At 55.2% G+C, this 26,802-nt stretch carries 23 protein-coding genes; 7 read left to right on the top strand and 16 right to left on the bottom strand.

Translation table 11 applies throughout. The features are described 5' to 3' along the window. The 5 genes from B347_RS0116725 to B347_RS0116705 form a co-directional block, all read right to left on the bottom strand. The coding region (locus B347_RS0116725; protein WP_019410839.1) for a flavin reductase family protein at positions 1–585 on the bottom strand (585 nt) is incomplete at its 3' end. 134 nt (positions 586–719) lie between these two features. After that, entirely contained in the window at positions 720–1,016 is a 297-nt protein-coding gene (locus B347_RS0116720; protein WP_019410838.1) for a hypothetical protein, read from the bottom strand. 335 nt (positions 1,017–1,351) lie between these two features. Then, positions 1,352–2,677, bottom strand: coding sequence for an MFS transporter (locus B347_RS0116715; protein ID WP_019410837.1), 1,326 nt, complete (start codon positions 2,675–2,677; stop codon positions 1,352–1,354). A 290-nt stretch (positions 2,678–2,967) separates the two neighbouring features. Next, positions 2,968–4,302 (bottom strand): sigma-54-dependent transcriptional regulator, encoded by a 1,335-nt coding sequence (locus B347_RS0116710; RefSeq protein WP_019410836.1) that lies wholly within the window; start codon positions 4,300–4,302, stop codon positions 2,968–2,970. Positions 4,303–4,304: 2 nt separating this feature from the next. Further along, positions 4,305–6,059 (bottom strand): ATP-binding protein, encoded by a 1,755-nt coding sequence (locus B347_RS0116705; protein WP_026014246.1) that lies wholly within the window; start codon positions 6,057–6,059, stop codon positions 4,305–4,307. Positions 6,060–6,191: 132 nt separating this feature from the next. Between B347_RS0116705 and B347_RS25605 the strand changes: the two genes are divergently transcribed. After that, positions 6,192–7,220 (top strand): RHS repeat-associated core domain-containing protein, encoded by a 1,029-nt coding sequence (locus tag B347_RS25605; RefSeq protein WP_081498312.1) that lies wholly within the window; start codon positions 6,192–6,194, stop codon positions 7,218–7,220. Between the two features lie 401 nt (positions 7,221–7,621). Here B347_RS25605 and B347_RS0116690 read toward each other — a convergent pair whose 3' ends face one another. Then, positions 7,622–8,347 carry a 4'-phosphopantetheinyl transferase family protein gene (locus tag B347_RS0116690; protein WP_033387895.1) on the bottom strand — a complete coding sequence of 242 codons (726 nt, stop codon included), beginning with the start codon at positions 8,345–8,347 and terminating at the stop codon, positions 7,622–7,624. Positions 8,348–8,482: 135 nt separating this feature from the next. Between B347_RS0116690 and B347_RS0116685 the strand changes: the two genes are divergently transcribed. The 3 genes from B347_RS0116685 (at position 8,483) to B347_RS0116675 (ending at position 12,279) form a co-directional block, all read left to right on the top strand. Beyond that, positions 8,483–9,160 (top strand): response regulator, encoded by a 678-nt coding sequence (locus B347_RS0116685; RefSeq protein ID WP_019410831.1) that lies wholly within the window; start codon positions 8,483–8,485, stop codon positions 9,158–9,160. Further along, complete coding sequence (locus tag B347_RS0116680) at positions 9,157–10,503, top strand: ATP-binding protein (RefSeq protein ID WP_019410830.1); 1,347 nt, start codon at positions 9,157–9,159, stop codon at positions 10,501–10,503. Before B347_RS0116685 ends, B347_RS0116680 begins: the two co-directional genes overlap by 4 nt. Positions 10,504–10,944: 441 nt before the next feature. After that, a complete protein-coding gene (locus B347_RS0116675) occupies positions 10,945–12,279 on the top strand; it encodes a dicarboxylate/amino acid:cation symporter (RefSeq protein WP_019410829.1) in 1,335 nt (444 codons plus the stop codon). A gap of 271 nt (positions 12,280–12,550) precedes the next feature. Here the strand turns inward: B347_RS0116675 and B347_RS0116670 are convergent, their stop codons facing one another. From B347_RS0116670 to B347_RS0116660, 3 genes are all read right to left on the bottom strand, one after another. After that, positions 12,551–16,816 carry a fibronectin type III domain-containing protein gene (locus B347_RS0116670; protein WP_081498311.1) on the bottom strand — a complete coding sequence of 1,422 codons (4,266 nt, stop codon included), beginning with the start codon at positions 16,814–16,816 and terminating at the stop codon, positions 12,551–12,553. A 101-nt stretch (positions 16,817–16,917) separates the two neighbouring features. Further along, on the bottom strand, positions 16,918–17,412 hold the full coding sequence (locus tag B347_RS0116665) for a SprT family zinc-dependent metalloprotease (protein WP_019410827.1): 495 nt from the start codon (positions 17,410–17,412) through the stop codon (positions 16,918–16,920). Between the two features lie 138 nt (positions 17,413–17,550). Further along, positions 17,551–18,153, bottom strand: coding sequence for a Yip1 family protein (locus B347_RS0116660; RefSeq protein WP_019410826.1), 603 nt, complete (start codon positions 18,151–18,153; stop codon positions 17,551–17,553). A gap of 262 nt (positions 18,154–18,415) precedes the next feature. Here B347_RS0116660 and ttcA point away from each other — a divergent pair, with 262 nt between their 5' ends. Both ttcA and B347_RS0116650 read left to right on the top strand, forming a co-directional pair. Further along, entirely contained in the window at positions 18,416–19,240 is an 825-nt protein-coding gene (gene ttcA, locus B347_RS0116655; RefSeq protein ID WP_019410825.1) for a tRNA 2-thiocytidine(32) synthetase TtcA, read from the top strand. A gap of 18 nt (positions 19,241–19,258) precedes the next feature. Beyond that, positions 19,259–19,930, top strand: coding sequence for a DNA-3-methyladenine glycosylase I (locus tag B347_RS0116650; protein ID WP_019410824.1), 672 nt, complete (start codon positions 19,259–19,261; stop codon positions 19,928–19,930). Positions 19,931–20,034: 104 nt separating this feature from the next. Here the strand turns inward: B347_RS0116650 and B347_RS0116645 are convergent, their stop codons facing one another. Genes B347_RS0116645 through arsC form a run of 3 tightly spaced genes read right to left on the bottom strand, consistent with a single transcriptional unit; the run spans position 20,035 to position 21,390 of the window. Further along, positions 20,035–20,442 carry a DUF2069 domain-containing protein gene (locus B347_RS0116645; RefSeq protein WP_019410823.1) on the bottom strand — a complete coding sequence of 136 codons (408 nt, stop codon included), beginning with the start codon at positions 20,440–20,442 and terminating at the stop codon, positions 20,035–20,037. Beyond that, entirely contained in the window at positions 20,435–21,040 is a 606-nt protein-coding gene (gene wrbA / locus B347_RS0116640; RefSeq protein ID WP_019410822.1) for an NAD(P)H:quinone oxidoreductase, read from the bottom strand. Before wrbA ends, B347_RS0116645 begins: the two co-directional genes overlap by 8 nt. After that, complete coding sequence (gene arsC / locus B347_RS0116635) at positions 21,037–21,390, bottom strand: arsenate reductase (glutaredoxin) (protein ID WP_019410821.1); 354 nt, start codon at positions 21,388–21,390, stop codon at positions 21,037–21,039. The genes wrbA and arsC overlap by 4 nt, the downstream gene beginning before the upstream one ends. Before the next feature lie 114 nt (positions 21,391–21,504). Between arsC and B347_RS0116630 the strand changes: the two genes are divergently transcribed. Then, complete coding sequence (locus B347_RS0116630; RefSeq protein ID WP_019410820.1) at positions 21,505–21,966, top strand: TlpA family protein disulfide reductase; 462 nt, start codon at positions 21,505–21,507, stop codon at positions 21,964–21,966. Between the two features lie 46 nt (positions 21,967–22,012). Here the strand turns inward: B347_RS0116630 and B347_RS0116625 are convergent, their stop codons facing one another. The 4 genes from B347_RS0116625 to B347_RS0116610 are packed head-to-tail and all read right to left on the bottom strand — an operon-like array spanning position 22,013 to position 26,676. After that, positions 22,013–22,417 carry an META domain-containing protein gene (locus B347_RS0116625; protein WP_019410819.1) on the bottom strand — a complete coding sequence of 135 codons (405 nt, stop codon included), beginning with the start codon at positions 22,415–22,417 and terminating at the stop codon, positions 22,013–22,015. Continuing rightward, positions 22,414–22,851 carry a hypothetical protein gene (locus B347_RS0116620; protein WP_019410818.1) on the bottom strand — a complete coding sequence of 146 codons (438 nt, stop codon included), beginning with the start codon at positions 22,849–22,851 and terminating at the stop codon, positions 22,414–22,416. The genes B347_RS0116625 and B347_RS0116620 overlap by 4 nt, the downstream gene beginning before the upstream one ends. A 34-nt stretch (positions 22,852–22,885) precedes the next feature. Continuing rightward, complete coding sequence (locus tag B347_RS0116615) at positions 22,886–23,875, bottom strand: 2-hydroxyacid dehydrogenase (protein WP_019410817.1); 990 nt, start codon at positions 23,873–23,875, stop codon at positions 22,886–22,888. A gap of 38 nt (positions 23,876–23,913) precedes the next feature. Continuing rightward, a complete protein-coding gene (locus B347_RS0116610; RefSeq protein ID WP_026014245.1) occupies positions 23,914–26,676 on the bottom strand; it encodes a response regulator in 2,763 nt (920 codons plus the stop codon). Positions 26,677–26,802: the final 126 nt, after the last annotated feature.

Raw genomic sequence — 26,802 nt, 5'->3', positions numbered from 1 at the left:
GCCGAGCTGAAAATACCCCGCCGCCCCGCCGCCGCGCAAAATGGGTTCGGCGGCGGCTGTGTCGTAAATCCCGTCTTTAAGCAGGTGCTTGGCTATATGCACTGCTACTACTTCCCCCAGAATCAGCCAGCTCGGCACTAACTCTTTGTCGGCGCGTTGTAGCTGAATAATCTGCGTCACTTTGCATTCAAACGACACCGGTGTTTCGGCTACCCGCGGCACGCTCACCACGCGTGAGGCCACCGTCGTGAGACCTGCCAATGCAAACTCATCTACCTCTGGCCCCACCGGTGCGCAGCTTTGATTCATTGCCTCGGCCAAAGGGCGCGTGGCCAGGTTCCAGACAAATTCACCGGTTTGCTCAATATTATTGAGACTGTCTTTGCGGCCCACACTGCAAAAGCCAATGATTGGCGGGATGTAATTAAACGCGTTGAAAAAGCTGTACGGCGCGAGATTCAAGCGGCCTTGAGCATCCTGCGACGAAATCCAGCCAATCGGGCGCGGCCCGACAATCGCATTGAACGGATCATGGGGCAGGCCGTGGCCCTGAGAAGGCTCGTAAAAGTGGATATCGTCATGCATGGCAGGCATCCGCAAACGGCTGAGATAGAGGGGCCATATAGTGCAAGGCATTTTCCGTGAAGACAAATGCTGGGTAGTTGATGCGTCTACGATTAAGCCCGGCCGGAGCCGGGCTGGGATGCCAATTTCAAGTCTTAACTGATGCTGGCGCCGTTGGTGCGATCGTAACCATCTTCAGCGAAAGTCGCTGATTTAGTGTTGTCAAAGCCGTCTTCAGCAAAGGTTGCAGAGTTGGTTTTGTCGAAGCCGTCTTCAGCAAAGGTTGCCGAGTGAGTTTTGTTGTAGCCATCTTCGGCAAACGCTGCAGAGCGAGTGCTGTTGTAGCCGTCCTCAGCAAAGCTCGAAGACTGAGTACGATCAAAACCATCAGCGGCAAACGTGTTGAAAGCCAAGGCCGAAAGAACTGCTGCGAGGATCAATTGGGTTTTCATGATGAAGCTCCTGTGTTTCGTGATTAGGTTTTTGCTGTCTATGGAGTGGATGTTACGCCGATAAATACGATTAAAAAGCGCATAAAATAGCGTAAAACAATCGTTAAATTCGATGTATATGCCCGCACGAAACCCGGTTCTATAGGGCGTTTGAGCTTCCATTTACAAAAGACTCAAGCCAAGTTTGAGCGGAGATTTCGTTGAGGTTGATAGTGAGCTAACAGAATTAACTGACAATTAATTGGAAGAGTTCTTACGAGGGGCGGGGTAGAGCGGGGAGGATGTAGCACCTGTAGTCGCTGCCGCAGGCTGCGACTACAGGCAAACTCAGGTACTTAGTCTGTTTCGATCCGCGAATGAGTGCGGGTGTCTTTCATGGTCGCGTACACCAGCAGCGAGCAGGCGATACACGCAGTCACATACCAGTAGTAGCCGGTTTCCATACCTGCACTTTTGAACCACAGCGCGATGTATTCAGCCGTGCCACCGAAGATCGACACCGTCAGTGCGTAAGGCAAGCCAACGCCTAGCGCGCGAATCTCGGTCGGGAACAGCTCAGCCTTCACCACAGCGTTGATCGAGGTGTAGCCGCTGACGATGATCAGCGCTGCCATGATCAGGAAAAACGCGCCCCACCACGTGGTAACGGTGTGCAAAGTCGTGAGAATCGGCACGGTGAACAGGGTACCCAGAACGCCGAAGGCAATCAGGATCGGACGCCGCCCGATTTTGTCAGACAAACCGCCCACCAGCGGCTGGATGCACATGAACAGAAACAGCGTTGCGGCGGAAATCGTGGTGGAGTCGGAGATGCTCATCCCGACTGTGTTCACCAGGTATTTCTGCATGTACGTGGTGTAGGTGTAAAACGCCAGCGTACCGCCCATGGTCAGGCCGACAACGGTCATCAGTTCTTTTGGATGACGAAGCAGGGTACGCATGGCGCTTTCTTTTGGCTTGACCTTGGTCTTTTTGAACGACTCGGTCTCTTCCATGCCTCGACGCAGATAAAGCGCGACCACTGCACACAGGGCGCCGATTACAAAAGGAATCCGCCAGCCCCAGCTGTACAGCTGTTCTTCGGTCAGGGTTTGTTGCAGCACGATCAACACGCCCAGCGCGATGAGTTGACCCGAGATCAGGGTCACGTACTGGAAGCTGGAGAAAAAGCCGCGGCGTTCTTTAGTGGCCATTTCACTGAGGTAAGTGGCCGAGGTGCCGTATTCCCCCCCTACCGACAAACCTTGCAACAAGCGGGCGAACACCAGCAGCACGGGAGCCCAGACACCAATAGTCTCGTAACCTGGCGACAGTGCAATCACCAGCGAGCCGAAGCACATCAGTAGCACAGAGGCCATCAATGCGGCTTTACGGCCTTTGCGGTCCGCGTACAGCCCCATCAGCCAGCCGCCGATCGGGCGCATCAAAAAACCCACGGCAAAAATTGCTGCGGTGTTGAGCAGTTGAGCAGTGGTGTCGCCTTTCGGGAAAAAGGCCTTGGCGAAGTACAGCGAGAACGCGGCGTAAACGTACCAGTCGTACCACTCGACCATGTTGCCGACCGAACCACTGAAAATCGATTTGATACGGCTGGACGTGGACTTTACTTTGAGGGGGGTAGCAGACGCTGACCCGGCAGGCAGGGTGCTTGAGTTATCCATTGAATGGATCCTTGTTTTTTTGGTTTTGTTATAGCGCGGTAAAACGCGAGCGTGCAGGGGCTATAGCAGAACTTGTGCCAAGGCTTAGACGCCCGGTTTAAAAGGGTTTCAATCAATTAGTGAGCGGGAATCCGCTGGTTGGTCGATATGAATAAGCGGAAATCCGCCGATGAGCGGCGATATCTGTGTCTGTGGGAGCTGGCTTGCTCGCGATTGGAGTGCATCGGTGTTTCAGAATGACCGCGTAGCTTGCATCGCGAGCAAGCCCGCTCTCACAAAGGCGCTGAGCGTTATTGCGCACTCAAAAACGCTTCTCGCACTAAACCATGCCGTTGCATCTTTTCATTCAGGGTTCGGCGCGGCAGTTGCAATTCGTTCAGCACCGCCTTGATATCGCCTTTATGCCGAGTCAATGCTGCTCGCAAGCATTGCGACTCAAACGCTTCCTGTTGTGCCGACAGCGATTGCCCTGCGTCGATGCCCTCGAACTGCGGATCGCACAAGCCCAATACGTGGCGCTCTGCGGCGTTAGCCAGTTCACGCACGTTACCCGGCCAGTCGTGGCTCAGCAGGTGCGACAACTGCGGCCCGGTCATTGGCGCAGCGTTGCGCCCCATGCGTTCTGCCGCTTGGCGGGAAAAGGCCTCATAGAGCAGCGGAATGTCTTCGCGACGCTCGCGCAGCGGTGCCAAGCGTAGTTCAGCAACGGTCAGGCGATACGCCAAATCTTCGCGAAAACGCCCGGCCCGCGCTTCGTCGAGCAAGTCGGGTTTGGTGGCGGCAATGACCCGTAAATCCACATTAATGCTTTGATTTGAGCCCAAACGCTCAAGCTTTTGCTCTTGCAGCACCCGCAGCAATTTGGCTTGCTGGGCCAGTGGCATGCTCTCTATCTCGTCAAGAAACAACGTGCCGCCGTCAGCGTATTCGAGCTTGCCGATGCGCTTGCCTTGCGCGCCGGTAAAGGCGCCGCTTTCATGGCCAAACAATTCGGCCTCAAACAGTTGCTCTGGAATCGCCGCGCAGTTCAGCGCCACAAAGGGTTTGTCTGCCCGCGGACCAAAGTCGTGCAGGCAGCGCGCGACCAATTCTTTGCCGCTGCCGGTTTCACCCCGGATCAGCACATTGACCGGCAACGCTGCCAAATCAAGGATCTGACGGCGCAGGGTTTGCAAACTGCGTGACACGCCTAGCAGGCGCCCGTCGATCTGCTCGCGCAGGTCGGCCTGTTCATGCAAACGGCGGTTTTCCAGCACCAGTTGACGCTTTTCCAGCGCTCGTCGCAGGCTGCTGAGCAGCGCTTCGGGGCTGAAGGGTTTTTCCAAAAAGTCGTAGGCACCCTCGCGCATGGCCTCGACCGCCATCGGCACATCGCCGTGCCCGGTCAGCAGAATCACCGGCAGGTCTGGGTCCAGTTGCTGCAAGCGCGTCAACAGAGCCAGACCGCCAATGCCGGGCATGCGTACATCACTGACAACAACCCCGGCAAAGTGCGGCGGTAGCTGGCTCAGGCATGCTTCGGCGCAACTGAACAGTTGCACGTCAAACCCGCTCAGACTCAGCCATTGTTCTATCGCCGTGCGAATACTGGCCTCGTCATCGACCACGATCACTGAATTGAGCATCGTCAATAGTCCTGTGCGATAGGCAGCGTCAGCGTAAACAGCGCGCCTTCGACATGGTTACTCGCCGTCAGGCGCCCGCCGAGTTCGTGAACAATGGCGTAAGATACCGCCAACCCCAGTCCTAGCCCGTCGCCCACAGGTTTGGTGGTGAAAAACGGGTCGAAGATTTTACCCAAATGTTCTTCGTTAATCCCGCCACCGGTGTCTTTGACCATTAAGCGCCACAACTGCTGATCGGCCTCGATGCGTATCTCCAAGTGTTTGCGGGTTGTGTCGCGCATGGCATCCAGGGCATTGCGCAGCAGGTTGATCAGCACTTGCTCAAGACGAATGGCGTCACCGCGCACCCAGGCCGGGCGGGTCAGTACAACGTGCAGGTCGATGGCTTCTTCTTGTAAGCGAGGTTCCAGCAGTTGCAAGGCTTGGTCGACCACATTGGCCAGATCAAGCTTTTCGCGCAGGCCGCTGGGGCTTTGTCGGGCGTAGGTTTTCAGGTGCCCGGTGAGCGCCGCCATGCGCGTGAGCATTTGCTCCAGAGGGATCAGGGCTTTGTAGGCGTCGTCAATGCGGCCGTGATCGAGCAGCAGGCGCAACGTCGCCAACTGCATGCGTTGGGCGGTGAGCGGCTGATTAATTTCATGGGCCAGGGCTGCGGACATTTGCCCCAGCGCCGCGAGCTTGGCCGATTGCACCAGGCCGTCTTGCGCGGTACGTAAATCGCGGGTGCGAACGTCGACCAGTTGTTCAAGCTCTTCACGATTGCGCTGGCGCAAGCGCGACAGGCGCCAGCGTTGGAGCAAAAACAGCCCCAAAAATACCAGCGTCAGCCACAGACCAATCGCCGCCAAGGCTGCATTACGGCTGTCTTCAGTTGAAATCACCGGTCGGCGCAACAGGTGCAACGTCCAGCCTTCCGCGTTGAGCGGCAACGACTCCCACAGATAATCTTGCGGGCCGTCTGGGCCTTCAGCGCGGGTCAGGAAACTATGGTCATCAAAACTGCGCAAGGTGCGCGTCTTCATGTGCGTCAGCGGCTGTTTGTCGTATTGGCGAGTGTTCGAAATTTCGCTGCGATCCCCATCAGACAACGGCCGCAAATGGCGATAACGCCAACCCGGTTGATTGGCGATAAACACAATGCCGCGCGCGTCGCTGACTAGCAGAATGTCGTTGCCCTGGCTCCATTCGCGCTCTAACTGCGGGAACTCTAACTTGACCACCATCGCCCCTAAAAACTGGCCTTGGGCGTCATGGACGGCGCTGGATAAAAAGTAGCCCGGAATCCCGGTTGTGACCCCGACGGCATAAAAGCTTCCACTGCCCTGGATACGGGTTTGCATAAAGTAGGGGCGAAAGGCGTAGTTGTGGCCGACATAACTGTTGGAAGTGTTCCAGTTGCTCGCCGCCACGGCCAGCCCCGTGCGATCCATTAACTCTAGGGTCGAGGATTGCGCTGCGCCATTGATCCGCTCCAGCTTGCGATTGAGCGCGCCTTGCACGTCGCTGTTGATCGGGCCGCTCAAGGCTGCAATAAATTCTGAATCCAGCGCCAGTACGGCGGGCAGGGCACGGTAGCGTTCAATCAAGGTGTGCAGCGAGTTGGCGTACAAACTGAGCTGCTCAGGCCCCCGCTTGGCGCTTTCTTCTAGCGCATGGCGTTCGGCCTGATGCATCGCCCAGCCGCCAGCCAGAGCTGCCCCAATCAAAATCAGCAACGTGTATAAAGCCAGGCGCAGGTAGCGGGAAGTCACGGGCATAGCGGCGAGGGGCTCGATAATCGGGGCGCAAACCATAGCATGGCAGCGGTCTCTCTATCAGATGTACCAGTAGGCAAAGACTGAAATTAGCTCAATGCTCATGGCCTTACTCTTAAGTCTGAGGCAAGCCTGATGAATCCCCCAAAAAATAAGCTTTCATACCGTTATAGCTATGACCCTGTGGATAGGTTATCGAGTTGTGGTACAGCGCAAAACGTGATGGTTCAGCGGTTTTATAACAACAATCAATTGTCTACGCAGATTCAGGGAATGTTGAAAGACAGTATCTTTCAGATGGATAATTTTTTATTAGCTCAACAACGACAGCACCGGCCAGCCGATACCGCTTTGCTGGCGACTGATACCCCGGGGTCAGTCTTAAATGCATTGAGTGCACAGAGTAATAAAGGAGCGGCGTATTCTTCTTACGGGCATCGGGTGGCTGAAATTGAGGGGGCAACGTTACTTGGATTCAATGGTGAATGCGCTGATCTTGTGACCGGCCATTATTTACTGGGAAATGGCTATCGGGCGTATAACCCGGTATTGATGCGCTTTAATAGTCCCGACAGTTTTAGCCCGTTTGGGGAAGGTGGAGTTAATGCCTACGGCTATTGCGCAGGAGATCCCATTAATCGGAGCGATGAAGATGGGCATGCCTGGAGTTTCTGGGGCGCTGCTAGAAAAAGGTGGAACGCAGTGTTTAAAGCCCCAAGGGATTTGTCTACTAATCGTCCACTGGATTTAACGGAGGGGACGCAGGTATGGCGAGCAACCAGTCAGCATTATGATCGGCTAGGTGCAAAGCGTAAGGTGTTGAACGAGATCGCTAATGATAAAAATCTATTTCCAAAAGAAAGAAACATAGCAGTGGCAAAGTATAGAGACTTGCGACCTGAGTGGCGGGCCGTTAGAGATAACATGATAGTGATTGCAAACACAGACTCACCCTTTGCGATTGGGGCAGCAGGTGCTTCATCTACGAATGTCCGTAAATTGCAATTCAATGACGTTGTGGATGTTCAGGCATTTTACTCGCGTCAATATATAGGGGCAGGACTGGATGAAAAACTTTTTACGGTGGCAGGCAAACCGATAAGAGTTAAACAGTTTGAGTCGAACTTGAAGGAGGTGAAAGAAAAGATTCGACGATCTGAATAATTTTTTGTCATTGCTTAGCGCGTGTTGAACAATGACAACTTTACACCTGCACATTCCTCTACTCTCACCTTGCTCCTCACCCCTGTGAAGCTTATAGTCCGCCGGTCGCCCATATGGCGACCGGGTTTGGCGACTCGATGACAATGTGCGAAAGCCCTGTGCGGATTGCAGGATTTTTCGTAGCCGCATCATGCTGCTTTATGGCAGCTGTGCGTGGGAGATCTTCGGGTCTGCCGGTTCATTTGTCTCGGTTCGCCAACCTGCGTACAGCTGCCACCTATCGTTTGGCGACGATTGGGTGGTGGTCATTCTTACCGACAAATGAGGCTACATCCTATGAGCACTACCTTTCCCATGACCGCCATCGATTGCCTGATCCCCTGCATTAAACAGAATCACCCCTACGCCCTAATCCCCACCACACTCAGCAACTGCCCCTCAAACACCCCAAACTGCGCATCCAGTTCACGGCCGCGGTGCCAATCCGCGCTCAAGTCGCTCAGCAAACGCAAACGTACATGACCCTCAGCCGTCCAACTCAGCACCTCAGCATGCTCAAAGTAAAACCGCTGCTGAACGATGGGATACAGCGCCTTAAACAGGCTTTCCTTGACCGAAAAGGTCAGGGTGACGAGGTGCGCGATCTGCTCGGCGGCCCCGTCAGCCATACGTTGCAACTCATCCGGCGTGAGTATCTCTTTGGCCAGACGCTGCGCCCGTTCAGCACTGAGCAGATTTTCGAGGTCCATGCCCAATCCTTGCCAGTCCCGCTTGAGCCCCACCAGCGCCGCAGCCCGACCATTACTGTGGGTGATGCTGCCGCTGACATGCGCCGGCCAGAGGGGCGCGCGGTCTTCGCCAATGCTCGGCGTGGCGAGAGTGCCGTCCAGTTGCAGCAAGGCGGCGCGGGCGCAGAGCCTGCCAGCGATAAATTCGGCTTGGCGTTTGGCCACTGAGCGTTGAATACTCGCAGGGGCTTGAATTGCACTGCTGGCAAAATCAGTGGTGTTGAACTGCGCAGGCGTAAAGTCGGTGCTGCGCCATACACTGTCAGGCAACGCCAGGGGCAAAGGCCATTCAGTGCGCAGCGGCGTGCAGCAGGCTGGCCATTTGGGAAGTCGATTCATGCCGGGCATTTTGCGGGTCTTAACCTGGCTGTGCAATTGTTCAGAGTGTGTTCAGGGCGTACGTCTTATTGTGTAAAGGCTAGGCTTGTTATGGGACACACGTCCTTCGAGACGCGGATAGCTTGGGAGAGCGCGATGAAATTGCTGGTGGTTGAAGATGAGGCGCTGTTGCGTCATCACTTGCAAACCCGTCTGACAGAACGCGGCCACGTGGTCGAGGCGGTGGCCAATGCCGACGAGGCGTTGTACCAGACCGAGCAGTTTAATCACGATCTGGCGATGATTGACCTTGGCCTGCCGGGCATGGGCGGGCTGGAATTGATTCGTCAATTGCGGACGCGGGGCAAGACGTTCCCGATCCTGATTCTCACCGCGCGCGGTAATTGGCAGGACAAAGTCGAAGGGCTGGCAGCCGGTGCCGACGACTATGTGGTCAAGCCGTTTCAATTTGAAGAGCTGGAAGCGCGGCTCAATGCGTTGTTGCGTCGTTCTAGCGGCTTTACCCAGTCGACCATCGTCGCGGGTGAGTTAGTGCTCGACATCAATCGCAAACAAGCGGTGCTGGACGACAAGCCTCTGCCACTGACCGCCTACGAGTACCGGATTCTGGAATACCTGATGCGCCATCATCAGCAAGTGGTGGCCAAGGACCGACTCATGGAACAGCTGTACCCGGATGACGAGGAGCGTGATCCGAATGTGATCGAGGTGCTGGTCGGGCGCCTGCGTCGCAAGCTTGAGGGGGAAAGCGGCTTTAAGCCAATCGACACGGTACGCGGCTTGGGGTACCTGTTTACTGAGCGCTGTCGTTGATACGTTCGCTTCGCGTTCGTTTGATGCTGGCGGCCACGTTGTTGGCCGTCCTATTTATGCTCGGGCTGCTGCCAGCGATGCAGGGGGCGTTTAGCCTTGCGCTCAAATATGCCATTGAGCAGCGTTTAGCGTCTGATGTGACGACGTTGATCTCAGCGGCGAAGGTTGAAAAGAATCACCTCAAAATGCCGACCCTGCTGCCGGATGAGCAGTTAAACCTGCCCGACAGCCGCTTGCTTGGTTATATCTACGACCGTGATGGGCGTGTGGTGTGGCGCTCGAGGGCCACGCAAGAAGAAACCATTAACTACAAGCCGCGTTACGACGGGCGTGGCAATGAATTTGCCAGTATCCGCGAAGACAACGGGCAAGAGTTTTTCGTCTACGACGTTGAAGTCAAACTGCTGGGCGGCAAAAGCGCAGCGTTCAGTTTTGTGGCGCTGCAGCCCATGCGTGAATACAACCAAACACTCGCCGGATTGCGTGACAACCTTTATTTAGGTTTTGGTGCAGCCCTTGCTGTACTGCTGGCGTTGTTGTGGATTGGTCTGACGTGGGGGTTAAAAGCATTGCGGCGCTTAAGTCAGGAGTTGGATGAAATCGAAACCGGCGAACGCGAGAGTTTGAGCGAACAGCATCCTCGCGAGTTGCTGCGTCTGACTGGCTCGCTGAACCGTTTGCTGCACAGCGAGCGTGAGCAGCGTTCGCGCTACCGTGACTCACTCGATGATCTTGCCCACAGCTTGAAAACGCCGCTGGCAGTGCTCCAAGGCGTGAGTGAAAGCATGGCGCAACGCCCGACAGAGCGTGAGCAGGCCTGGGTGCTGCAAACCCAGATTGAGCGCATGAACCAGCAAATCAGCTACCAGTTGCAGCGTGCGAGCTTGCGCAAAAGTGGTTTGGTACGCCATCAGGTTGAATTGCTACCGGTGGTAGAAAGCCTGTGCAATACGCTGGACAAGGTGTATCGCGATAAGGCGGTCAAGGTCAGCTACGACATTGCGCTGCTCAGCCATGTACCCATTGAGCAGAATGCATTGCTCGAATTACTGGGCAACTTGCTAGAAAATGCTTATCGGCTGTGCCTCAAGCAAGTTCGAATCAGCTTGCGCCGCAATGTCCACGGCATTGAAGTGTGTGTGGAAGACGACGGCCCGGGTGTGCCGCCAGATCAGCGGGCGCGCATTCTGCAGCGCGGCGAGCGTCTGGATCGTCAGCATCCGGGGCAGGGCATTGGCTTGGCGGTGGTTAAAGACATCATCGAAAGCTACGACGCCCAACTGACGCTTGAAGACTCTGCACTGGGCGGTGCCGCGTTCCGGATTCTTTTTACCACGGCCTGACATGTAGTCGCTGACGAGGTACGAAGGCTGCGATCGGCGGCGAAGCCCTCGTAGATCAGGCAATTCGGCGTGTCAGTGATAGCTTTTATGGACGCTGTGCGCCCAATCGCAGCCTTCGTACCTCGTCAGCGACTACAGGTGCTCTGTTAGTTGAAAGGCGGTTATCCGCCATATCTCCCCTTCCAATTCCGCCAAAGGGCGGTTATCCGCCAGATCCCGCCCTACAAAACTCCAAGACATATTCCTACAAGTGCAGGCGTAATAGGCTGTTGCACTGCTTTTGTGCAATGTGGCCCGTGCTTTGCAATGACTGCTGCGAGAGGTCTGCCGTTAGAGCAGCTCGAAAAAACAAATCCCTCCAAGTACAGGAGGGTTCGCGCTTTAGGTATCACCCGTCTCAGATGGAATGATGATGGAGTGATGCACTTGAGGAACTTTGCAATGACGACTCGTCAGCCACTGTACAAATCCCTGTATGTGCAAGTAATCGTAGCGATTACTATCGGTATTTTGCTGGGCCACTACTACCCGGAAACGGGGGTTGCACTCAAACCCTTGGGTGATGGCTTTATCAAACTGATCAAAATGGTCATCGCACCCATTATTTTCTGTACGGTGGTGAGCGGTATTGCGGGTATGCAGAGCATGAAGTCGGTCGGTAAGACCGGTGGCTATGCGTTGCTTTACTTCGAAGTTGTGTCGACCATTGCCCTGCTGATTGGTCTGGTTGTGGTCAACGTTGTTCAGCCTGGCGCTGGCATGCACATCGACGTTACCACCCTGGACGCCTCTAAAGTTGCGGCCTATGTGACAGCCGGTGCGGACCAGAGCATCGTTGGCTTCATTCTGAACGTGATCCCGTCGACCATCGTTGGTGCCTTTGCCAATGGCGACATTCTGCAAGTGCTGATGTTCTCGGTGCTGTTCGGTTTCGCCCTGCATCGCCTGGGTGCCTACGGCAAGCCAGTGCTGGACTTCATTGATCGCTTTGCACACGTGATGTTCAACATCATCAACATGATCATGAAACTGGCTCCACTGGGCGCATTGGGCGCCATGGCGTTCACCATCGGTGCCTATGGCGTAGGGTCGCTGGTGCAGTTGGGTCAGTTGATGATCTGCTTCTACATCACGTGCGTGCTGTTTGTTCTGATCGTGTTGGGCGGCATCGCTCGCGCTCACGGCTTCAGCGTGATCAAGCTGATCCGCTACATCCGTGAAGAGCTGCTGATCGTACTGGGCACCTCGTCGTCCGAATCGGCACTGCCACGCATGCTGGTGAAGATGGAGCGTCTGGGCGCGAAGAAGTCGGTTGTAGGTCTGGTCATTCCGACTGGCTACTCGTTCAACCTCGACGGTACTTCGATCTACCTGACCATGGCTGCGGTGTTCATCGCCCAAGCGACTGATACACACATGGACATTACGCATCAGATCACGCTGTTGTTGGTGCTGTTGCTGTCGTCCAAAGGTGCTGCGGGTGTGACGGGTAGCGGCTTTATCGTACTGGCGGCCACCTTGTCGGCTGTAGGCCACTTGCCGGTTGCTGGCTTGGCGCTGATTCTGGGTATCGACCGCTTCATGTCAGAAGCTCGCGCCCTGACCAACCTGATTGGCAACGCGGTTGCCACCCTGGTAGTTGCCAAGTGGGTGAAAGAGTTGGACGTAGACGTTATGCAACGTGAACTGGCGTTGGGCGGTCGCCCGCTGGATAACACGATGCCAGAAGACGATCTGCTGGTCGCTGAAGGTCAGATCCCTGCTGAGGCTAAGTAACCTCAAGTGAGAAAAAACCCATCTTCGGATGGGTTAATGAGAGGGCACCCCACACCCTGCGAGAGCTGCGCTTTCGCGGGGTGTTTTGTTTTCGGAGTCCATCATCATGCGTGAGTTGCAAGGTGCATGGCCGCACCAATACGCTGCTGTTTACCACTGCATCGCTTCGAAAAAGTGCTGGGCCACGCACTTGAGCATCTTCCACAGATCCTCATCTATTCAAAGGTGGGGATCTATGGCGCGCTTTCTGATGATAGGGTATTTACCCTCATTATTTTGGCGTGATTGATCTCACGACACTTAAAGATCTGACTCCGTCTTTGTCCATCGCCTGGACTTGGATAGTAATGGGTCCGCCGTTACCGCCAACGGTGATTTGCGTGGAAGTTATTTCCTCGTTAATTCCTGTGTTGGTTTTTACTGCGAATTTCACAGTCCGATTGTCAGCGCCCTTGAACCAGTCGAAGATAGCGCCACCACCAGAGATTACAGTTCCTTTTAGTCCGGTTGGTTCAGCAGGCCGGTCAGGTTGAAGGTTGAACTCAATAGGTGAAGAGTAGTGACCTACCGCATCAAATGCTCGCAGTGAAAAAGCATGTTCAACGGCAGGGTCCATGCCTTCCAGGCGAGCCGTTAATATATTGCTTGGGAACTCTATTTTTTTATCGATATTGTTGTTGGCAACGAGTTCATAACCGGTCACCTCGATATCGTCTGATGCAGCGCTCCAGGTTAATGTCGGGAAAGTGGCGGTCTGGTCATGAGCGTAAAAAAACACGGGGGCAGTGGGTGGTACTCGGTCAACCAGTATTGGCGTTCTAGGCGATTTATTACCCGCCGCATCGATCGCTTCAATATAGAAGGTATACGTCGTGACGGGCATTAATTTTTCGACGACAACCTCTGGCGTTGCAGACGTTGCGACTGCTTCGGGGATTTTATCGGTGTAAACGTTGTAACCCGTCAGGCCAATATCATCGCTTGACGCATCCCACTTGAGCTTCAATGTTGTCCCTGTGTCATTGCTGTATTGCGGGTTGAGTGGCGCCGAGGGCGGCACTCGATCAACCAGCAACGGCGCAGGGGTCGACATGTTTGCGTTAGCATCGTAAGCCGCGACGGTATAACGATAAGTCGTTACAGGCTGCAACGTCGTGTCGTTATAGTGCGTGGTTTTGGAATCAAACGTCTGGCCATCATCCCGCGTGATGGCGTAGCCAGTGACCGCTACGTTATCGCTACTCGGGCTCCAACTCAGGAGCAATGAGGAGTCGGTAACCTTGCTGTAAGCCAGATCTTTAACAGGCTTGGGACTTTCGCGATCAACAAAAACGGAGACGGGGGCAGACATATTTTCAGCAGCATCCCTGGCTCTGACTGAGAATGTGTGATTTTCACCGGGTTTAAGTTGCAGGATACTGGTACTTGTGGCAGCAACAGCTTTGAGGTACACGTCATCCTTGTAGATATAATATTCCTTCATTTTTATATCGTCCGTGGATGCGCCCCACGTGAGCCGCAGAGAGGTTGGCTTTAGTTCACTAAAGGTCAGTGACGTCGGCGTAGACGGTGGCGTGCGATCAATAAAGAGCGTGGCGGGATCCGAGTATGTATCGTTGTACTTGTGAGCCCGAATAGAGAATGTAAAGTTTGACGGTGGGAGGGTATCGGCAATGACCATGCTGTTTTCAGTCGGGATTTTGGAGACCATCGAGTTGCCCGAGGTTTCGTAGCTAAGTTCACTGGCGGGCGCTGAAGTTTTATCCCAGCTTACTTCAACCAAACCTCCCTGCAAGTTGCTCACCACCAGCCCTGTGGGCGGTGCGGGGGGAGTTGTATCGTAGGTAGGCAGAGTGATGGTTTTGGGGGGGGACATGTTGTTATCAAAATCGACAGCAGTAACAGATATTTTTTTAATGCCGGCAGTGTTGAATTCAGTAAAGTTTTTATGGGTGGTTAATAGAGGCTTGTCATCACCCAAAATATTAAACTCAGCAATACCAGATTGCTCTGCGGGTTCATCCCAGTAAAGTAAAGCCGTGCTGGGTGTCAGTTGACGCACAATCGGCGTCACAGGTAACGCATTCACCAGGCTTTTTGCGCAATACATTCTTAGCCCGTTCATGGCTGTATCATCGCCTTCGCCCTGTTTCGACTCTACGCGATTTTTAAAGCCCACGACGTTCTCACCGGCTGGGCATATAAAGTTATAGCTCCATGTGCCCCAATAACCCAAGTCGCCACCAATCACGGTGTTGTCCTGGCAAATACCCCGTACTTCTGTAGCCTCTACTTCATCTCTATGGTCACGGGACCAAAGTCTTTTCAAGGCAAACCCTTTTAACGGGCCGTTAGTGGCGCTGCACTTATAGATGCTGCTCCAATCCCCCCAGTAGCCATTATTGCTGCTTATGAGTGTGGTCGAAGCACCATTGTTTGCGGAACAATACATGCGCAGGCTGTTAAGGCCTGAGTTATCACCTTCCTGGCCTTGGTCTTTTTCATTCCTGAGGTCAAATCCCCAGGCAACAGTAGGTGCTGGGCAGCTTGCTTTATTTCCCCACTCGCCCCGTCCACCATCCGCTTCGGCAGAGGTGGGTATCACATTTTGTCCCCCGAATGTGTTCATGTTGACGGTCATGTAAGAGACTTTGCCGTCCAAGGCTTGGTCGCCGCCAAAACGATAAGCGATAGCTGAACCATCAGGGCTCTCTTTACTTTGCCCGAACTCTTGAATGTTGCCTATATTAAAAGACGAGGTCATGTCTTTGCGTACAAAAATACGCAGGCAACCTTGGCTGCATTTCTCATCAGAGTTTTTGGTGCCAAACAATGTGATCGTGGTCCCGGCCAATGCATTTGAAAGTACTGCGGTTGCTGCCTGGTCATTTTTACAACCCCAATGATCAGCGCCGCTTTCCAATTCGAATGATAAGGCTGCGTCCACAGGGACATTACAAAAAACATCACCTTCCTGATTGCCTAAACTCAGTTTTGGCATGACCGAACCTGTCACAGGTTCGATCGTGATGTGTGAAACCTTTCCGTCAAGCCCGTTATGGGGATGGCTCGTTACTTTGACATTGCTATCTGAATAGGATTTCTCAAATGTACCGACTACCACGCGCTCTGTAAGTGCAATGTCTCTTAATACTTCAATTTCCGTCCAATCATCGGATTTGGAACTGTCGGGTTTGTCGAATAATTTTATACTGGTCCCTTTTTTAACGCCGCGCAGTGCCAGTGAACGGGCTTCATCATTTTCGCATCCCGCTGCATTCAAACGGACATCCCATTCAACACTGGTGGGTAAAACGCACACGACATCATCACTTGTTAGCGCACCGGGGCGCGTGTCGGGATACGCTTCTGAATAGCCGTCATTTTTTTCATAGAAATAAACCCCACCCTCTGTTAAAGCGCCCGCATACGGAATGGCATCACCGACTTGGGTAAAGTCGAGGGCTATGTAGTTAGGCACCATACGAACACTTTCGTTTGATAATTTGCAGGCGTTGTCAACCCTGAATTCGAGCCAAGTCAAATTGTTGTCAATTTGAGCCGCGTGCGGTTTGGAGGAAAAAATGGAATGGAATTGATTCATGGTGAACAAGCGAGGCCATTGCTGAAACCCAGACTTGTCTATGGTTTTATAAAGATAGTTATAATAGATCTTGTCATCTTCATGTTTGCCGTCATCGTATCGGCTATTGCAGGCCCAATTGTCTTTTGAAAATCCGGCTACGCCGAGGTTGTAAAGATTTTGCTTTATGAATATTTTGTCTTTTGGGAGTTCTATTGTGCTTCCGGAAAATAGGTAGTTTCCATTTTCACGCTCTAGCATAATAATAATTCTACGATTACTGTCTATGATTTTTTGTAGTGTTGGCCATTGGTTGGTGTTGGCGTAATCAGAGATTTTAAAAATATAGCTGTCCAAGTTTGGGACTTCGTTGAAGGCTTTTTGTATATATTCAATGTCGATCCTATCTTCCAGGAATAGAGTGACAACTGCGTTTTTGTTTTCTGTCCGATCAAGGAAGTTTTTGACTTTTTCAAGTTCTGTGCTAAATTTTTTTTTGGTTACGCCCAGGGCTGAACAACCTGCATTAGGGAACTCGTCACCACTTGGTGGTGTGTGATGGCACATATAGGCATCAGTACTATAACCATTACTAGTGCTTGATCTTAATGGGTGTAAATCCCACATTAAAGAACGAACACCTCTTTCCAGTTCTGTGGTGGTATCATTCAAATAAGCATTGTGAGCCGATATCCATGTGTACTCATTAAAAGGCTTGGAAAAATCTCGAATATAGGGCGCGCTGGGAGGTTCCGCATTGGCGCCCGGCCAAGGCCTGCTTGAAGATGATTCATTATAGTGCGGGCTACGTATAGAGGGTGCCAGAGAGTTGTCTGTCTGGGCATAGATAGTATTGTTATCAATGAGTAATGCAGCCACTAATAGTGTGCCTACTAGTTTACCTACCGCATTAATAAGATTAGGCGACTTAGCGTTGAGTAATAGCCTTTTCATGTTCTAAATTCCAGGCAGTCAGGTTGGAATTATCATGTGGCATGTCAGTTAATGCGGCTACTGTCAGAAATAACAGGTAGGTAATCTTTTTAGCGATGTTTTTACTCGACCCGCGTTTCGCCGCTAAACACCAGCATCTGCCGACATCGACGGCACAGATAGCGACGGCCTTGCTTGACCAAGCCGTGGCGTTGTGACGAGAAGGGGAAGTCACTGTCCGGGCATGGGCAGCGGTAGATATAACGCGTGGCGCTGCGGCGCTTGATGGCGTAAGTGTGGCAACGATTGGGCGCCAACTCGTAGACGCCACGCATAATCAGTTGCCATTCCTCGCCGTGGGGCGCGATACGGTCACCAAACAATTGATGGGCAATCAGGTGTGCGACTTCGTGGGGGACGGTTTGCTTGAGGAAGTCATCACTGTTTTCGCGGTACAACTGCGGGTTGAAACGCAGCAGATTTTCATGCAAATGAGCGACACCAGCTTTTTGGCCGCGCAGCTTGAAACTGACTACCGGGCGTTTGAAAGGCCGTTTGAAAAACACTTCGGCCTGTTGGAAGCAATCTTCGACACGGGTGTTGAGTGACTCGGGCATGCGGTTCGGTTCTCCAGAAGCCGCGATTATGTCGTAAACCCCAAGCCGCAAGCTACAAGCGATGAGCGATGAGCGACGAGCTACAAGCGGCGCAGGCTCGCTTTGACTTGCAGCTTGTCGCTTAGGGCTTGCAGCTAACTAACTGATATAGACCGGGCCGATGCCCAGGCCCCAGATAATCACGCTTAGTGCCATGATCGAGACCAGCATCACCAACCCCACTGCGAGTATCGAACTCGAAAACAAAAAGCCCTCATCCGGGTCGATGTTCATGAACGTCGGCAAGCCTACGTACAGTAAATACACCGTGTAGCAAATGGCTGTCGTACCCACCAGCATCGCTAGCCACATATGTGGAAACAGCGCCGCCAGTCCACCGATGAACAGCGGGGTTGCGGTGTATGTGGCAAAGGCTACGCAGCGGGACATGCTCGGCAGTGCATCGTAGGTGCGGGCCATCCAGTGAATGAAAGTAGCCATCACCGCCACCCCGGCCAGCATCACCAGGTAAGACATCAGGCTCATCCACAGCGCGCTGTTGATGGTTAGCATGACCGGTGCGCTGCCGCCAATCATCCAGCCGATCTGGGTGGTGCCGATAAAGGCGCAAATGGCCGGAATTGCAGCCAGTATCAAGGTGTGGGTGACGTACATGTGGGTGACGCTTTCTTCAGCATCAACACGGATCTCACGCCACTCTTGGTCTGGATGGGTAAAGAGACCTACAACGTGATGGATCATGGCGCTCGCTCCTATCGGTACGCATCACCCGAGCGGGATGCTCGCGGTCGCCCAGCCACAAAGACAAATCTCGTGTGCAGGCATGCGGCCTCTATTGAGTATAGGAAGCCTTACGCCCTTCGCCTTAGTCCTTTAGCGCTAATCCGTTTGTTAGTTGCCGGCCTATAGGGATGCGGTCTTTAGGGGCGCGCAGGGGTTTGTGCGCGAGATTTTTTAAGTAAAATGACCGGCTTTTGGTCTTAACTCGCGGAATTGAAGCGCTATGGGCACTCTTTCGGTCTCTCAAATTAAACTCCAGAAACGCCTGCGCCGATTGACCGGTGAGGCGGTGGCCGACTTCAACATGATTGAGGACGGCGACAAAGTGATGGTGTGCCTGTCGGGCGGCAAAGACAGCTACACGCTGCTAGATGTGCTGCTGCACTTGCAAAAGGTCGCGCCGATCCAGTTTTCAATCGTGGCGGTGAACATGGACCAGAAGCAGCCGGGCTTCCCCGAGGACGTGCTTCCGGCTTATCTCAAGTCGCTGGGTGTGGAGTACCACATCGTAGAAAAAGACACCTACTCTGTAGTCAAGGAACTGATCCCAGAGGGTAAGACCACCTGTTCGCTGTGCTCACGCCTGCGCCGTGGAACGCTATATACCTTCGCGGATGAAATTGGCGCGACCAAGATGGCCTTGGGGCACCACCGGGATGACATCGTTGAAACCTTCTTCCTCAATATGTTTTTCAACGGCACCCTTAAGGCGATGCCGCCTAAGCTGCGCTCCGATGATGGACGTAACGTGGTGATCCGGCCGCTGGCGTATTGCAACGAGAAGGACATTCAGGCGTACTCGGACTTGCAGCAGTTCCCGATTATTCCGTGCAACCTCTGCGGCTCGCAGGAAAACCTGCAGCGCCAGGTGGTCAAAGACATGCTGCAAGAGTGGGACCGCAAGACGCCGGGTCGTACCGAGAGTATTTTCCGCAGCCTGCAACACGTGAACCCTTCGCAATTGGCTGATCGCAATCTGTTTGACTTTGCCAGCCTGAAAATCGATGAAAGCGCCACCCCGCGTTTCGTCAATCTGCTGAATTTGTAAATTCCAAGAGGAGAGGGCATGCGCGACTACAAATGGCTGCACGAATATTGTTTGAATCGTTTTGGTTCGTCAGCCGCGCTGGAAGCTCAGTTGCCCGTTCCCTATACGTCGGCGCAATTGCGTCAGATCCCGGATGACCGTTATCTGTCGACCCTGGCATTACGGGTGTTTCGTGCCGGGCTCAAGCACAGCGTGGTGGATGCCAAATGGCCGGTTTTTGAGCAAGTGTTCTTCGGCTTTGACCCTGAAAAAGTGGTGCTGATGGGCGCGGAACATCTGGAGCGGCTGATGCAGGATGCGCGGATCATTCGCCATTTGGGCAAGCTCAAAAGCGTGCCGCGCAACGCGCAGATGGTGCTGGATATTGCCCACGAACACGGCAGCTTTGGCGCATTCATCGCCGATTGGCCGGTGACTGACATTGTCGGGTTGTGGAAATACCTGTCCAAGCACGGCCATCAGTTGGGCGGATTGTCGGCACCGCGCTTTTTGCGCATGGTCGGCAAAGACACCTTTGTGCCAAGCGATGACGTGGTGGCAGCACTGAATGCGCAGAAGCTCGTGGATAAGGCGCCGACCAGCCTGCGGGATCTGGCGATTGTGCAAAACGCCTTCAACCAATGGCACGCGGAGAGTGGTCGGCCTATGTGCCAGCTGTCACAGATGCTGGCGTTTACGGTTAATCACTGACATTGAGTGCGCGCCGCCCATCTCCATAAGGATAAGGGCGGGCACGCTCGCGAGGGTATCCACTCAGTCACCGCATCGATTGGATGGCGAGCAAGCCCGGTTTCTCATTCGCCGCTCAGGCGGCGATCCAACTGGTAGCGCCAGCGCACAAACAGCATCGCGCTGATGAACACTGCCACGCTGGCGGCTATTTCCAGCAGGCCGAATACGTGGCGATTCGAATCGAACGCGGCCAGCGCGCCCTTGATCAAGTACAAATTGACCACGTAGCAAGTGAACGAGTGCCCGCGCGGGCTGCCTTTGAGCATGCCGGGTACCAGAATCAGCAGCGGCACCAGTTCGATCAGCAAAATCACCCACGGGCGTGCGCCGTGCAGGTCGGCAAATAGTAGGTAATAGGCACTGAGCAAGCCGATAAGGCCGAAAAAACACACCAGGCTCAAGGCTCGCATCAGCCGTACACGCGGCGCCAGCCACTCGATTGACGGCAACACTTTGGGCTTTTTAGCCACGGTCGCTCTCCAGCTTCAATGCCGTTGTGGCTAAGCGTTGACCCAATGCGCGGCACAAGGCGATTTCGTGTTCATCAAGCTTGCGCTTGCCGTCTGGCCCAGCGTGGTGGCTGGGTCCGTAAGGCGTGCCGCCCCCGGCGGTGTTAAGCAAGGCCGATTCGCTGTAGGGCAGGCCAGTGATCAGCATGCCGTGGTGCAGCAAGGGCAACATCATTGACAGTAGGGTGGTTTCTTGGCCGCCATGCAGACTGGCAGTGGAGGTGAACACGCCTGCCGGCTTACCCACCAGGGCGCCGGTCAGCCACAGATTGCTGGTGCCATCCAGAAAGTATTTGAGCGGCGCGGCCATGTTGCCGAAACGGGTAGGGCTGCCCAGCGCCAGGCCTGCGCAGTTTTTAAGATCGTCGAGGCTGGCGTACGTTGCGCCTTCTGCCGGAATGCTAGGCGCCACGGCCTCGCATTCGGTCGAAATGGCCGGGACGGTGCGCAGGCGCGCTTCAAGCCCTGCGTGCTCAATGCCGCGGGCAATGTGCCGGGCCATGTCGCTGGTGGAGCCGTTGCGGCTGTAATACAGCACCAGAATGTATGGCGTGCTCATGGCAGGATCTCCAGAACTTTTTCCGGCGGGCGGCCGATGACGGCTTTGTCGCCAGCGACCAGAATCGGGCGCTCGATCAGCTTAGGGTGAGCGGCCATGGCGGCGATCAATTGTTCATCGCTGAGGCTGGCGTCGGCCAGGTTCAGGGATGTGTATTCGTCTTCGCCGGTGCGCAGCAGTTGGCGTGCGCTGATGTTCAGCTTGCTCAGCAAGTCGTGCAACTGGGTGGCGTCCAGCGGTGTGTCTAGGTAGCGCACGATCGTCGGTTCAAGGCCGCGGGCCTGGAGCAGTTCGAGCGCACCGCGTGATTTCGAGCAGCGCGGATTGTGATAAAGCGTCAGATCGGTCATGAGCGGGTCGCTTCTTGCGTAAGGAGGCGGCTATTCTACCCACCTCGCAGGCGCGCCTGAACCCTGTGCGCTCATTGGCCGCCTGTTAATGTTTTTACCGAGAAGGATCAATGCATGTTCAAGCGACTTATGGCGGTAGCTGCCGTCGCCGCCACGTTACTGCTGACCGGTTGTGGCAATGATTACGGGGTCGATCAACATGGCGAGAAAATCGCGTCCGAACGCCTGGACAAGCAATGGAAGGTGATCAACTACTGGGCCGAGTGGTGCGGGCCGTGTCGCGTTGAGATCCCTGAACTCAATGCGCTGGAAACCCAGTTGCAAGGCCAATCGGTCGGCGTGTTTGGGGTCAATTTTGATGGTTTGCAGGGCAAAGAGTTGAGTGATGCGAGCGCCGCGCTGGGCATCACGTTTACCGTGCTGGCGCAGGACCCTGCTGAAATATTTGACTTGCCGCGCAGTGAAGCGTTGCCGGTGACTTACATTATTGATGACAAGGGCAAGGTGCGGGCCCAGATGATGGGCGAACAGACAGCGGCCGGGGTGTTGGCCAAGATCAAGGAATTACGCGGATAAACCAGCCCTTATCCTCTCCCGGAGGGAGAGGATAAGGGTGGCGGTATTAGCTGTCTTCAGGCCACAGCCGCAACGGCTTGCCTTCGGCCGGCCAAAAACGCACTTGCTCAATCGGCGAGATGTCCCAGCGCTCTACGGTCTGTAAGGCCTTGAAGAACCGCTGCTCTTGCTCCATCAGCGCCGGGGCGCAGGCTTTGCGGGTGCTGCCCACGCCACCGAAGGTCAGCGAGTTGCCTTCCAAGGTGTAGGGTGCGAACCAATGGTTACAGCCGCCACTGCCGTAAGCTCGACCCGCGTCGTCGAAGGTCACGGTCAGGTGGCTGTAGTCGATTAAGGGCCGTTCGCCAATCCACTCCACCACGTAGGTGTGGTTGTGCTGCAACTGCGGTGAGTTCCCTGCGCAGCCTGCCAGGCTGGCGCCGAGCAACGCTAACAGGAAGGGGCGTTTCATAGTGCGGCCTTTTGGCATTGCGGGCACAGGTGCTTGGCGCCCTCGCTGCTCCAGCCGAGCTCGGCAATACGTGCGCTGGCCGCTGGCTTTTGCGCTTTGGTGCCCAGCTTGGCGTCGACCGCGAACTCGAATTTCAGCTCTTTGGCGCACGCGTCGCAATTGACTTGCCATTGGTGGATCGCCAATTCGCCGAAGACCGGACCGCTGGCGACGGCCACCCACTGACCGCGCGGGTTGATCAGGTGACGGACTTTTTCGACGCTCAGGCGCATGGACAAATCCTTGCTGCCTTTGAGGGTCACAATCAGCACGTCATTGTTCTGGATCGAGCCACCGTTGCCGGTGACTTGGTAGCGGCCTGGCATCAAGGCGCGGCACTCGATCAGGGTGTGCTGCGGGCTTAGCAGGTTGTAGCGAAAATCGTGTTCGACCATGGGTCCTCCAAATAGGCCGCTATGCTAGCACGCGCTAGCCTTCGATCAGGTTTTGTGGCGTGCCTTCACGCCAGGCGGCGATGTTGTTCAGCGTGGTGCTGGCAATGGCACTTAGCGCCTCGCGGGTAAGGAACGCTTGGTGAGCGGTGATGATCACGTTGGGGAAGGTCAGCAGGCGCGCCAGCACATCGTCTTGCAAGGGCAGGTCGGAGCGATCCTCAAAGAACAGCTGCGCTTCTTCTTCGTAGACATCCAGCCCCAGATACCCCAATTGCCCGCTTTTGAGCGCTTCGATCAGTGCGGGTGTGTTGACCAGCGCACCACGCCCAGTGTTGATTAGCATGGCACCGTGTTGCAGCGTGGCCAGCGACTGGCTGTTGATCAAGTGTTTGTTGGCGCTTGTCAGCGGGCAATGCAGGCTGATGATGTGCGAGTTAGCCAGTAACTCTGGCAGGCTCACGTATTGCGCCCCCAAGGCCAGCAACTCGGCGTTGGGGTAGGGATCAAAGCACAGCAGCTTGCAGCCAAATCCGGCCATGATCTTGCCGAAGGTTGCGCCGATCTGGCCGGTCCCGACGACGCCGACGGTTTTGCCCACCAGGTCAAACCCGGTCAGCCCGTGCAGCGTGAAGTCGCCTTCACGGGTACGGTTGTAGGCGCGGTGCAGGCGGCGGTTTAGCGCCAGAATCAAGGCCACGGCATGTTCGGCAACGGCGTGCGGTGAGTACGCGGGCACCCGCACCACGCTCAAGCCCAGGCGTTTGGCGGCGAGCAGGTCAATGTGGTTATAGCCCGCCGAGCGCAGGGCAATCAGGCGGGTGCCACCTGCCGCCAGTTGTTCGAGCACCGGGGCGCTTAAGTCGTCGTTGATAAACGGGCAGACCACTTCGTGATCGTGGGCCAGGGCGGCGGTGTCGATGCTTAGGCGCGCAGGTTGAAAGTGCAACTCAAGGTCGTTGGGCTGCGGGGCGGCGATAAAACTGTCGCGGTCGTAGGTCTGGCTGCTGAAAAGAATGGTGCGCATGTGTTCTTCCTTGGTGCGTAGCTTTTACAGGGCATGCGTTACGCCATGCTGCGTGCTTCTTCGGCCAGGCGGATGATGGCCAGGTCCAGTTCGTCGAGAGCGTTCTCAGCTTGCGGGTTGTCTTGTTTAAGCAGGGTTTCGCTGCGTTGGCAGGCGGCGCGTAATTGCGGCACGCCGCAGTATCGGGTAGCCCCGTTCAAGCGGTGCACGCGCTCGATCAGTTGGGCGTTGTCCTTGGCGTGTCGCGCTTCGAGAATCAACAGGCGATCGGCCTCCAGCGAGGCCAACAACATGGCCAGCATGTCGGCGGCCAAGTCGGCTTTGCCCGCCGCCAGGCGTAAACCTTCGTCGGCATCCAGCACGACCAGTTTGGGCGCCTGCCTGGAGGGTTCCGGCAGGCCGTCACTGGTTTGATTGCGCAGCGCCAGTCCTGTCCACTTCAACACCACTTGTGCAAGTTGGCGTTCGCTGATGGGTTTGGTCAGGTAGTCGTCCATGCCGCTTTGCAACAGGGCACGCTTTTCGTTGGCCATCGCGTGGGCAGTGAGGGCCACAATCGGTAGCGGCGAGGACAGGCGTTCGTGCTCCCACTGGCGCAGCACTTCGGTGGTTTCGCGGCCATCCATGCCAGGCATTTGCACGTCCATGAGTACCAGATCGAAGGCTTCGGCCTTGAACGCGTCAACGGCCGCATACCCGCTGTCGACCGCGAGGACCTTGGCGCCCATGTCTTCGAGCAGGGTTTGCACCAGCAGCAGGTTGGCCGGGTTGTCATCGACACACAAAATACGCGGCGCACGGCTGGCCAGTATCTCGCCGGGTTCGACGCGGGCTTGTTGCGGGTGGATCAGGTCAATCAGTGCTCGGCGCAATTTGCGGGTGCAGGCGGGCTTGGATTGAAGTTGGCCGTGGGGGTTGGACACTGACGCATTGAACAGCGCCTGCTCGGTGGTCGGGCACAGCACCAAGACTTTGCAACCTAGGTGTTCAAGGTCCCAAATGTGCTGGTTGAGGCGCTCGGGCGGTATATCGTTGGCCGTTACGCCCAGCACTGCTAGATCAATGGCGTGTTCGGTCTGATGGGCGCTGGTCACGCCATTGGTGAGGTTTTCCAAGGTCAGAAACGGGGTAACACTCAGTCCGCAGTCTTCGAGTTGATGCAACAAGGCCTGTCGCGCCAGGTCGTGTTTTTCCAGCAGGGCCACGTGATGACCGAGCAACGGTGTCAGCGGTAAGTCTTCGATATCGTTGTGGGCTTTGGGTAGGTTGACGCTGATCCAGAACACCGAGCCTTCGCCGGGCACACTTTCTACCCCGATCTCGCCGCCCATTTGTTCGACTAAACGCTTGGAAATCACCAGCCCCAACCCGGTACCACCCGGCTGGCGAGACAGCGAGTTGTCGGCCTGGCTGAAGGCTTGGAACAACGCCCGCACATCTTGGCTGGTCAGGCCAATGCCTGTGTCCTGTACGCTGATGCGCAATTGCACGCCGACGTCGGTTTTGTCGTCGTCATCTTCAAGCATGGCCCGCACCACAATCGTGCCTTCGCGGGTGAACTTGATCGCGTTGTTAACCAGGTTGGTGAGAATCTGCTTGAGCCGCAGCGGGTCGCCGATCAACGACAACGGCGTGTCGCGGTACACCAGGCTCACCAGTTCTAAGCCTTTTTCGTGAGCGGAGGGGGCCAGGATGGTCAGGGTGTCTTGCAACAGATCGCGCAGGTTGAAGGGCGTGCTGTCGAGCACCAGCTTGCCGGCCTCAATTTTCGAAAAGTCGAGAATCTCGTTGATGATGCCCAGCAAATTATCGGCCGACTTTTCGATGGTGTGCAGGTAATCGAACTGGCGGGGTGTCATTTCGCTTTTTTGCAGCAAGTGGGTAAAACCCAGAATGCCATTGAGCGGGGTGCGGATCTCGTGGCTCATATTGGCCAGGAATTCGGACTTGATACGGCTGGCTTCGAGGGCTTCCTTGCGCGCAAGGTCGAGTTCCAAGTTTTGGATCTCGATGGTTTCTAGGTTCTGGCGCACGTCTTCGGTGGCTTGGTCGACGCTGTGTTGCAGTTCTTCTTGGGCATTTTGCAGGGTTTCAGCCATGCGGTTGATGCCTGAGGCCAGTTCATCCAACTCACGACTGCCCAGCGGCGGCAAACGGGTTTGCAACTGGCCGTCCTTGAGTTGCGACACGGCATGCTTGATTTGGTCCAGCGGTGAATTGATCGTGCGGCTCATGCGCAACGCCAGCAGGGTGGTAAAGACCAGGCCGGTGACAATCAGCAGCAAGCTGGCAAACAGGCTGCGATAGCCGCGTAACAGCATATTGTTGTGCGACAGTTCCAACTCGACCCAACCCAGCAGGCGATGGGCTTCGTTGGGAATCACATCCCCCGCCAAGTTGCGATGACGGCCAAACACCGGGAGCAAGTAGCGCGTGGCATCGTTATCCGTGCGTTGTAGCAACTCGGTGCTGTTGCCCATCGGGGCCTGGTTGAGCATGGTGGGGCCAGCATGCGCAATCGGAACGTGGTTGGCATCCAGAAACGCCACGGCTCGCACGTCTTGCTGATCAAGGGACTCGGTGGCGATGCGTTCCAGCAGTTGGGTATCTTTGCGGCCCATGGCAGGGGCGACCAGAGGGGCAAGTTGCTCAGCGATCATCTCGCCACGCTGCAACAGTTGCGCTTGCAGCTCCGATTGCTGCAGCCACGTGAAGTAGCCGCCCAAAACTAACGCCATCAAGGTGACGGGTAGCAATGTGAGCAGCAATACGCGGCCTTTAATACCCAAATTTGTCAGCACGCAACTCTCCAGCCCAGCCATGTCAAAAGTGTCCTGAGTCTCTATTTCGCACAGGTCAGGTCGCAGTGTAGCCAGTTGAGGGCGTGCAAATCTTTGAATATTTGCCCTAAACGTAAGGCTTAGTGC

The organism is Pseudomonas psychrophila HA-4 (genome assembly GCF_000282975.1).
Lineage (GTDB): Bacteria > Pseudomonadota > Gammaproteobacteria > Pseudomonadales > Pseudomonadaceae > Aquipseudomonas > Aquipseudomonas psychrophila_A.
The sequence above is the reverse complement of the archived record's forward strand: the minus strand, read 5'-3'. Positions and strand labels throughout refer to the sequence as shown.